At 49.7% G+C, this 8,104-nt stretch carries 10 protein-coding genes and 1 riboswitch; of the genes, 9 read left to right on the top strand and 1 reads right to left on the bottom strand.

Annotated elements, in window-relative coordinates:
• Positions 1–277 precede the first annotated feature (277 nt).
• Positions 278–688, top strand: a complete 411-nt coding sequence (locus ABF463_RS04490) for a CBS domain-containing protein (protein ID WP_415532357.1) — start codon at positions 278–280, stop codon at positions 686–688.
• Positions 689–786: 98 nt separating this feature from the next.
• On the opposite strand, the gene ABF463_RS04485 is transcribed toward ABF463_RS04490, so the two are convergent.
• A complete protein-coding gene (locus ABF463_RS04485; protein ID WP_415532356.1) occupies positions 787–1,164 on the bottom strand; it encodes a hypothetical protein in 378 nt (125 codons plus the stop codon).
• A 40-nt stretch (positions 1,165–1,204) separates the two neighbouring features.
• Between ABF463_RS04485 and ABF463_RS04480 the strand changes: the two genes are divergently transcribed.
• From ABF463_RS04480 to ABF463_RS04445, 8 genes are all read left to right on the top strand, one after another.
• Positions 1,205–1,483: a hypothetical protein gene (locus ABF463_RS04480; RefSeq protein ID WP_415532355.1), complete on the top strand. Its 279-nt coding sequence runs from the start codon at positions 1,205–1,207 to the stop codon at positions 1,481–1,483.
• 26 nt (positions 1,484–1,509) lie between these two features.
• Positions 1,510–2,718: a SpoIVB peptidase gene (gene spoIVB / locus ABF463_RS04475; protein WP_415532354.1), complete on the top strand. Its 1,209-nt coding sequence runs from the start codon at positions 1,510–1,512 to the stop codon at positions 2,716–2,718.
• Positions 2,719–3,002: 284 nt separating this feature from the next.
• Positions 3,003–3,788, top strand: a complete 786-nt coding sequence (gene spo0A, locus ABF463_RS04470; protein WP_415532353.1) for a sporulation transcription factor Spo0A — start codon at positions 3,003–3,005, stop codon at positions 3,786–3,788.
• A 424-nt stretch (positions 3,789–4,212) separates the two neighbouring features.
• A riboswitch (cobalamin riboswitch) is annotated at positions 4,213–4,404 on the top strand.
• Between the two features lie 150 nt (positions 4,405–4,554).
• The gene (locus ABF463_RS04465) at positions 4,555–5,250 is read left to right on the top strand and encodes an energy-coupling factor ABC transporter permease (RefSeq protein WP_415532352.1); all 696 of its coding nucleotides are present in this window, start codon (positions 4,555–4,557) and stop codon (positions 5,248–5,250) included.
• Entirely contained in the window at positions 5,237–5,590 is a 354-nt protein-coding gene (locus tag ABF463_RS04460) for a hypothetical protein (RefSeq protein WP_415532351.1), read from the top strand. Before ABF463_RS04465 ends, ABF463_RS04460 begins: the two co-directional genes overlap by 14 nt.
• A 2-nt stretch (positions 5,591–5,592) precedes the next feature.
• Positions 5,593–6,372, top strand: a complete 780-nt coding sequence (gene cbiQ, locus ABF463_RS04455) for a cobalt ECF transporter T component CbiQ (RefSeq protein ID WP_415532350.1) — start codon at positions 5,593–5,595, stop codon at positions 6,370–6,372.
• Between the two features lie 120 nt (positions 6,373–6,492).
• Positions 6,493–7,380, top strand: a complete 888-nt coding sequence (locus ABF463_RS04450) for an energy-coupling factor ABC transporter ATP-binding protein (protein WP_415532349.1) — start codon at positions 6,493–6,495, stop codon at positions 7,378–7,380.
• On the top strand, positions 7,346–7,987 hold the full coding sequence (locus tag ABF463_RS04445) for a precorrin-8X methylmutase (protein ID WP_415532348.1): 642 nt from the start codon (positions 7,346–7,348) through the stop codon (positions 7,985–7,987). Before ABF463_RS04450 ends, ABF463_RS04445 begins: the two co-directional genes overlap by 35 nt.
• Positions 7,988–8,104: the final 117 nt, after the last annotated feature.

The raw sequence follows: 8,104 nt of genomic DNA, 5'->3' as shown, positions 1-8,104 counted from the left end.
GAACAGGTGCGGCTCCTGCACCAAAAGTATATGTTTATTATAATCAAAGGAACAAATAGCTTTGTTAACATAATATGAATTTTCTTGAAATTCTAAGAATGCCGGCATGTGGATTTGGGCAGATGTCCCAATCGGCTGCTGGGCGCTTGGCGCATAAACAACGTGGCGGGGCGGATACTATGGGTAAAGAAGTGTTTGTGCGCCGTTGCAGACTTATGTTCGCCGCGTGGGGGATACGGCGCGTTTCTTTTGCCGCGGCAGAGAGAAAGAGGGAAAAATGCAGGTTAGTGAAATCATGACCACGCGTATTGTCAGTGTGGAACCGGCTTCCTCCGTGCGAGATGCCGCTTCGCTGATGAGCCGAAATAACATCGGTGCGGTGCCGGTGGTTGACAATGGTGCGGTACGGGGAATGTTGACCGACCGTGACATCGTGTTACGCTGTGTGTCAGAAAAGAAAGATGCGGATACACTGAAAGTTTCAGACATCTGCTCTCATGGGGCAGTGTCTGTGCGGCCGCAGGACCCGGTGAGCAATGCCATACACCTGATGTCGGCGGAACAGGTGCGCCGGCTTCCGGTTGTGGATAACGGCAAACTGGTAGGGATGCTGAGCTTTGCTGATATTGCGCGCGAAAAAGCGGGTATGGAAATTGCGCAATCAATCTCGGAGATTTCCATGCCTTAGTTTGCCCGGCAACAACCTAAAAAACGAGAAAAACGGGCAGGACTGTAAATAGTCTTGCCCGTTTTGCAATTGTGGTATTTATTGTGGTGTTTGCAGTATCAATGCTGCAGGTAGTTTGGCATATGGATGGGGTGGTGATTGATCAAAAAGATTTTAAATGGCTTTCCCAATTTGATACAACAACCGAGCGCATGGCGAGTCCCTTTTGACTGACCGTCCCAAAACGCGAGAACACAATCTGCTTTTTCTACAATGTCGATATTGCGCACGAGAGGGGCTGAACGCCCGTAGCGTTGGTAGCGGGGACGGATGCAGGTGTGTTTTACACCCAGTTCCGCGGCGGCCCGTTTAGCCAGTGTGTCCACCCCGTGCGCACCTCCGGTGATGATCTGCGAGCAACCTCTGGGCAATTGCCGGAGAATCATGTCGTACGTTTCTTCCCCCGCCTGGCGGGAGCCAATAACAGCAACCTTCAAGTCATAACACCGCCTTGTAAAAAAATGAAAGTCTGGCTATATGGGGCCTCATTTTAGTGGTGAAAGTCAAGCCTGTTTTGGCTGGAATGCAGGGCATACGGTAAATATTCCTGTGCGTTTTGCCGTGCAAACCAGTAGCCTGTCTCGAAAATCCGTCGATTTTCTATTTGAAATGAGGCCTAACCACCGCCAAGACTATAGTATCATTCCGGCGGGCAAATGTAAACACTTTAGAGTGCCTTTCCCAGCAGGTGCAGATATTGCATCTGATATCCGTCTTCATTGCGGAAAGATTAAAAACGATGGTTTTGTATTTTAATGATGAAGAATGGGTAGGGATGTCGGATGAAGAAATTTTTGCGTGCGGCTGTTGTACCAATCGGCATGGTGATGTTTTCCATATTGTTTTGCGGTATTTTGTTTGCCAGAGAAATTCCGGGTACATTGCAGGTACGACAAGGGCAGCGGCTTCAATTTGCCGGTCTGCCGCTTTCTGCCCAGCAAGGTGGGGCGGTTAGCACCGACCGTTCTCTCCAGACAGGCGCGTCGTATACCACCGATATTCGATTGCTGGGCCTGATCGAAGTGAAAAAGGTGCAGGTTCAGGTGGTTCCCACATGTGAGGTGACGCCGGACGGGGAGCCGTTCGGAATTAAACTATATACCGAGGGCGTGATGGTTATAGGTGTGGCCGATGTGGATACGGCTGCTGGAAAAGAGTCTCCGGCATCCGCAGCGGGTATCCGTAAGGGTGATATCTTGATTGCCATCAATGGAAAAACCGTGAATTCGAATAATGAGGTGGCTGACCGCTTTGCAAAATCCGATGGTGTGGACTGCACGCTGAGCATGCGTCGGAACGGCGTCGCTTTTCAAACACGACTGAAACCGCTGCGGAGCGTGGCAGATGGCCAGTATAAGGCGGGGCTTTGGGTACGCGACAGCACAGCGGGTATAGGAACCATCACGTATTATGACCCGAAGAGCGGTGTTTATGGTGGACTGGGTCACGCTGTGTGTGATGTGGACACAGGCAAGATGCTGCCGTTGTTGGAAGGTGAAGCGGTAGGCAGCACCATCACCGGTGTGGAAAAAGGTACAAAAGGCAGAACCGGGGAATTGGTGGGTACCTTAGCCGATGCACGTCTGGGCAGCTTGCTTATCAATGGCAATACTGGGGTCTATGGCGTTCTCACGCAGCAACGTGCGGGCAAAAAATACCCAGTGGCCATGCGTCAGCAGGTGCATACAGGCAAGGCAGTTTTGCTTGCCACACTGGATACATCGGGCCCGCGTGCATATGCGGTACAAATTGAACAGGTAAGGTATGGCAGCAGCAGTGCTGAACACAACATGGTGGTGCGTGTAACTGATCCGGCACTCATAGCCCGCACAGGGGGAATCGTGCAGGGAATGAGCGGCAGCCCGCTCCTACAGGACGGTATGTTTGTAGGCGCGGTCACGCATGTGTTTGTGAACAATCCGGAAAAAGGGTATGCGATTTTTGCGGAAAACATGATGCAAACGGCGCAAACGCTTGAAGTGCGGCAGTGAAAAGGTGTATGATTGATTTGGCAGCAAAAGTCGAGCCTTTATGGGGGAATACGACGAAATAAGTGTATTTATGACACGAATTGTACTGTTTACACGTTTCTGAGTGGCTGCGATGAACAAACAAAGGCGTTTCGATATTGCCTATTCTCCCCTCCCAAGTAGCAAATGAGTGTATAGAAAAGAGGAAAATTTCCAAAAATTTCAAAAAACACGCATAAAGGACTTGAAAAATATGGAATTTAATGGTATTTTATAACTATATTATTTAGGGGGGAACCGTCAGAATGGATAAGAAATTGAAAGTATTGGTTGCAGATAACAGCGCAGAGATGGGGCAGGTTTGTGCCGCAACGTTGCGTACTTATGGCATGGATGTTGTAACAGTTGCAAAGGATGGACAGGAGGTTCTTGACAGTTTACAGGGAGAGGCGCCGGAAGTGGTTCTGATGAATGCCTTTATGACGCGTATTGATGCGATTGGTGTGTTGACAGCCATACAGAGAATGAATCTTGCATCCAAACCCGTTATGATTGTCATGTCCACGGATAACAATGGTGCGATCAGTGCGCAGGTAATGGAGGCAGGCGCGGATTATTTTTTCCCAATGCCGTTTGATCACGACTTGTTGGCTGAGCGGATTAATCAATTGGCCGGAGGAAAAAAAGAGTTTCAGGGGTCGCCTGCCAAGCAGGTAGAGATGATGTATGACTCCACACAGGACGTTGAGATCATTGTTACTAAGATTTTTCATCAAATCGGTGTGCCGGCGCACATCAAGGGATATCATTATTTGCGCGAGGCAATTATGATGGCAATCCATAATATAGATATTATAAATTCCATTACCAAGCAGCTTTACCCATCCGTCGCTAAAAAATATGGGACGACATCGTCACGCGTGGAGCGGGCCATTCGGCACGCCATTGAGGTTGCGTGGGATCGTGGAGATGTGGATATCCTCAATTCATATTTTGGTTACACTATTCACAATAGCCGCGGCAAGCCTACCAATTCGGAATTTATCGCCATGATTGCAGACAAACTGCGGTTGCAGCTGCATATCTCTTAAAAGGCTTATCTATACGGAATTTGTTTATGGGTGTCCATAGCGACCAATTTTCTTGTTTTAAATGGGCGTAGGGTATCATAGTTACGAATAAATCCATCCCAATCTACAAATTCTTCTGTTGGTTAAGTAGCTTGTCTACCTACTAATGGGAGGATTTTTCATGTACGAAACGGACTGCCAAATGGCAAGGATCCACGATATCCTTCATCGGCGCAACCTGCTTTGATAGACGGATATCTCCCTCCACTGGAATTTATGCGTGCGTTCTTTGCAAATTGCACCGCAGCGTAGCTGGCTGCAACTGAAAAATGCATGACACTATCAGAGCTTCCCTAAATTTCCCAAAAACCGAAACATCGTCTTTCCTTTCGGCAAGGTTTGTAGTATACTGAATAAAAGCCAAATAAAATCCAAAACACAATAAAATAACGCATAAAAAACAGGTGCCGGAGGATGGTTTCCATCGTTCCGGTGAAAAGATAAGTTGGGTGAAAATCCCACGCGGTCCCGCCGCTGTAATGCTGAGTCCACTCAAATACACCACTGGGTTATCCCGGGAAGGTTGAGCGGACGATGATGCTGAGTCAGAAGAACTGCCTGTTTTTTGTACCATAAAATCTACGAGCGATAGAGGGGGTACAGTGATGAACAGGTCACGGTATAGGAACACCTCTTAGCATTTATGTTAAGAGGTGTTTTTTGTGAGTTTTCAGTGTTTTTCATACAAGACCAAAGTAACGAAAACAGATTAAGAGGAAAGATAAAAATGCATATTGAAGACGGTATTCTGTCCCCACAGTCCAGCATCATATATTATGCAGCCACGGCGGCATTGCTTGCGCCGGCCATTTTGCAAATCAGAAAAAGAGTCAAGGATGATCCTTATTATAAGCCTTTGATCGCCATGACGGGCGTAGCGGTATTTGTCATTTCCGCCATGCATCTGCCTGTTCCGGTCACGGGATCATGTTCACATCCCTGTGGCACGCCGTTGGCCTCCATCGTCATCGGGCCTTTCGCTACCATCTTGGTTTCTGCGATTGTATTGTTTTTTCAGGCGATTTTTCTCGGGCACGGAGGCATCACAACCATTGGTGCGAACACCATGTCCATGGGGGTGGCAGGCACTCTTTCGGGTTATCTGATTTGGGCGCTCTTCCGCCGGTTCCGTGCGCCGATCTGGCTGGCGGCGGCTCTGGCAGGTTTTGTAGGTGATCTTATCACTTATCTGGCCAGTGCGCTGGAACTGGCCATTGACCTGCACGGCCACGTTCCGCTGGTAAAGCAATGGATGATTTTCTTTATGGGCTATGGCCCGACCCAACTGCCGCTGGCCATTGCAGAAGCCGCCTTTACGGCTGTCGTGTTACAGGCCATGGTCGGACGGCGCCCGGATTTGCTCCCCCACGTTTTGAAGGACAATGTAAAACTGAAAGGAGCGAAAAACAGTGCAAACGCGTGAGAAATCGCAGTCTAAAAACAAGATCCAGTTATTTGACGGCTTCACAAAGGTTTTGCTGTCGGTTATGTTCGTTATACTTATCTTTATTTTCATTTCCGGAAAGTACATGGCGGCTCACGGTTCAGAGGCCGGCGGCACGGATGACAAGGTCAATACCATGGCAAGTTCCGATCACCATCCGTTCGCGGAACTGCCTGGTGATGCGCAGGTGGGCGCTTTTTCTGTTGCCAATTTCTTTGCGGGCCTGATCGTAGGGCATCATTGGGAGAAGTTGTTCGGCAAAAACAGGGAGAACGATACAGATGACACCGACAATGAGCCTGAGAAGCAGGAAGTGTAAGAATGGAACTCGGTTTTTTTAAATCGCTTGACAGCCGTGATACACCCCTAAACCGGCTTGACGGGCGGTTAAAAACAGTATTTTTTTTGCTTCTGACCATCATTGCCGCCATCGTCCGCCATTGGTATCTGGCGCTCGGACTCTGGCTCGCCGCTCTGGCGGCATACAGCACGCTTAAACTTTCCTGGCACCCCCTTGTTCATCGGCTGCTTATGCCCTTTAGCATCGCGTGGCTGGTTTTTCTAAGTGTCATGTTCACCAACGGAAACCATCCGCTTTGGACGATTCTGGAGTATCCATTTTCTCTGGTCGTTTACCGCGAAGGGCTTGCACTTGGTTTTTTGATGATGCTGCGGATTATGGCGGCTGTGACAATGGCCAGCCTGCTCTCTTTCAGCACGCCGATGGCGGAGATTCTTGAAACGCTGCGGTCGATTAAAATACCGGACATCATGGTGGATATCGCCGAATTGATGGCTCGCTACGTATTCGTCCTTGAAGAAACCGCACACAATATGAGCAGGGCTCAAGTGAGCCGGACGACCTGCCAAATATCATGGATGGACAGGATACGCAATACTGGGGCTGTCGCTGGATATGTGATGGTGAAAGCGTTTGACCGCAGCATCAAGATCTACAATGCCATGTTGGCACGCGGTTACAGCGAAGAAAATCCGCCCACGCCTTATTTCAATTCTTCGATTTCTTCCGCGGATATCCGCAAGGGCGCGGTGATGATGACAGTTCCCGTCGCCGTTCTGCTGGTGAACTATTTGGTTTGATCCTGTTATCCCTTTAAAAAGAGAACAATGTCAAACCGTTCTCGGGCCGCAGGTGCTGAAGTGCCCACATGGTCAATACAATTTTCCATTTTTAAAGGGATATGAACGGAGGTGAAAAAGATGGCTCTTGTGGATGTAAAAAATGTTAGTTATGTCTATGCGGATGGGCATCAGGCGCTGGAAAATGTAAGCCTGCAAATTGAAAAGGGCGAACGGGTTGCAGTTCTCGGACCAAACGGCGCAGGAAAATCCACGTTGTTTCAACTGTTAAACGGCCTGCTACAGGCCACGTCGGGCACAGTTTCGATTGATGGGCTGCCGGTGGAAAAAAAGAATCTGTTTCAAATCCGGTCAAAAGTGGGTATGGTTTTTCAGGATTCAGATGATCAGCTGTTCAATTCTTCCGTTCGTCAAGAGGTGGCGTACGGTTTGATGAACATGCACATCACCGGCAAAGAATTGGAGAAAGCGGTGGATTGGGCGCTGGACGTCGCAGGCATTGCAGGCTACGGCTCTAAAAGCCCGAATAATTTAAGCGGCGGTGAGAAAAAACGGGTAGCACTCGCAAGTGTGCTGGCGATGAAACCGGAGGTTCTTGTGCTGGACGAGCCCACGGCCGCACTTGATCCGCATGGCGTCAGCAATCTGATTCGTCTGCTCAATACAATCAATAAGGAACTGCATATCACTTTGATTTTTGCTTCGCATGACGCCGATATGGTGCCGCTCCTTTCAGACCGCGTCTATCTGATGGATTCCGGTAAAATTCTGACATATGGGACCACTTCCGAAGTTTTCGGCCAAAAAGAAAATATCCGGAAAATCGGGCTGCGCTTGCCCCGCGTGGCACATCTTACGGAGATTCTGGAGCGCGACGGCATCCTGAAAACCGAATCGATTCCCCTTACAATCGGTCAGGCAAGAAAAGTGTTCGGTAACGCGGCAACTCTAACGGGAGGGGGAACCGATACAATTGTTGGACGAAATCAAAATACACAATCCGGCTGACATTGAGAAGAAAAGCTTTGAAATCATTACGGAAATGCTGGGGGGGCGTGTGTTTCCGCCTCTGCACGAGCCCATCGTTAAACGCGTGATCCATACGACGGCGGATTTTGAATACGCCGACATTCTGCGCATCAGCGACGATGCGGTGGAACAAACGGCGGCGGCACTCCGGGACGGATGCAATATCGTCACCGACACCAAGATGGCCGCAGCCGGAATCAGTAAAGCAGCGCTCGCCCGGTGGGGCGGACAGGTCGTATGCCTGATTAGCGACGAAAGTGTCGCGGCCGAGGCTAAACAACGGAACATCACCCGTTCCGCTGTGTGCATGGAGCGCTATGCACACAACCGCCAAAATAGGATCTTTGTCATGGGCAACGCGCCGACGGCGCTCGTTCGGCTCTCGGAACTCATTGCGGAGGACGCTGTAAAACCGAGGGCTGTTGTGGGTGTTCCGGTCGGATTCGTCAACGTAGTGGAAGCCAAAAAGCTCATCATGACCACCGGCGTGCCCTATATCGTTACCGAAGGACGAAAGGGGGGCAGCACTGTTGCGGCGGCCATCATAAACGCTGTTTTATATATGATGCGGGACGGTCTGCTATAATTTTATGGCGCGGTATTTCCGGGAAAGGCGCTGGTCTGCATGCTTGGAATGGTGGTAAAAGGCGGAAAAGAGATGCGTCTCGGTTACACGACGGGGAGCAGCGGCCCCGCGGGGGGC

Source organism: Ethanoligenens sp., assembly GCF_047718355.1.
Lineage (GTDB): Bacteria > Bacillota > Clostridia > Oscillospirales > Ethanoligenentaceae > Ethanoligenens.
The sequence above is the reverse complement of the archived record's forward strand: the minus strand, read 5'-3'. Positions and strand labels throughout refer to the sequence as shown.

What these genes read in the sequence shown, in the direction of transcription:
- spoIVB (WP_415532354.1), top strand. Translation starts at nt 1,510, where the DNA reads ATGAAGAAATTTTTGCGTGCGGCTGTTGTACCAATCGGCATGGTGATG.
- ABF463_RS04450 (WP_415532349.1), top strand. Translation starts at nt 6,493, where the DNA reads ATGGCTCTTGTGGATGTAAAAAATGTTAGTTATGTCTATGCGGATGGG.
- ABF463_RS04465 (WP_415532352.1), top strand. Translation starts at nt 4,555, where the DNA reads ATGCATATTGAAGACGGTATTCTGTCCCCACAGTCCAGCATCATATAT.
- cbiQ (WP_415532350.1), top strand. Translation starts at nt 5,593, where the DNA reads ATGGAACTCGGTTTTTTTAAATCGCTTGACAGCCGTGATACACCCCTA.
- spo0A (WP_415532353.1), top strand. Translation starts at nt 3,003, where the DNA reads ATGGATAAGAAATTGAAAGTATTGGTTGCAGATAACAGCGCAGAGATG.
- ABF463_RS04490 (WP_415532357.1), top strand. Translation starts at nt 278, where the DNA reads ATGCAGGTTAGTGAAATCATGACCACGCGTATTGTCAGTGTGGAACCG.
- ABF463_RS04480 (WP_415532355.1), top strand. Translation starts at nt 1,205, where the DNA reads ATGGGGCCTCATTTTAGTGGTGAAAGTCAAGCCTGTTTTGGCTGGAAT.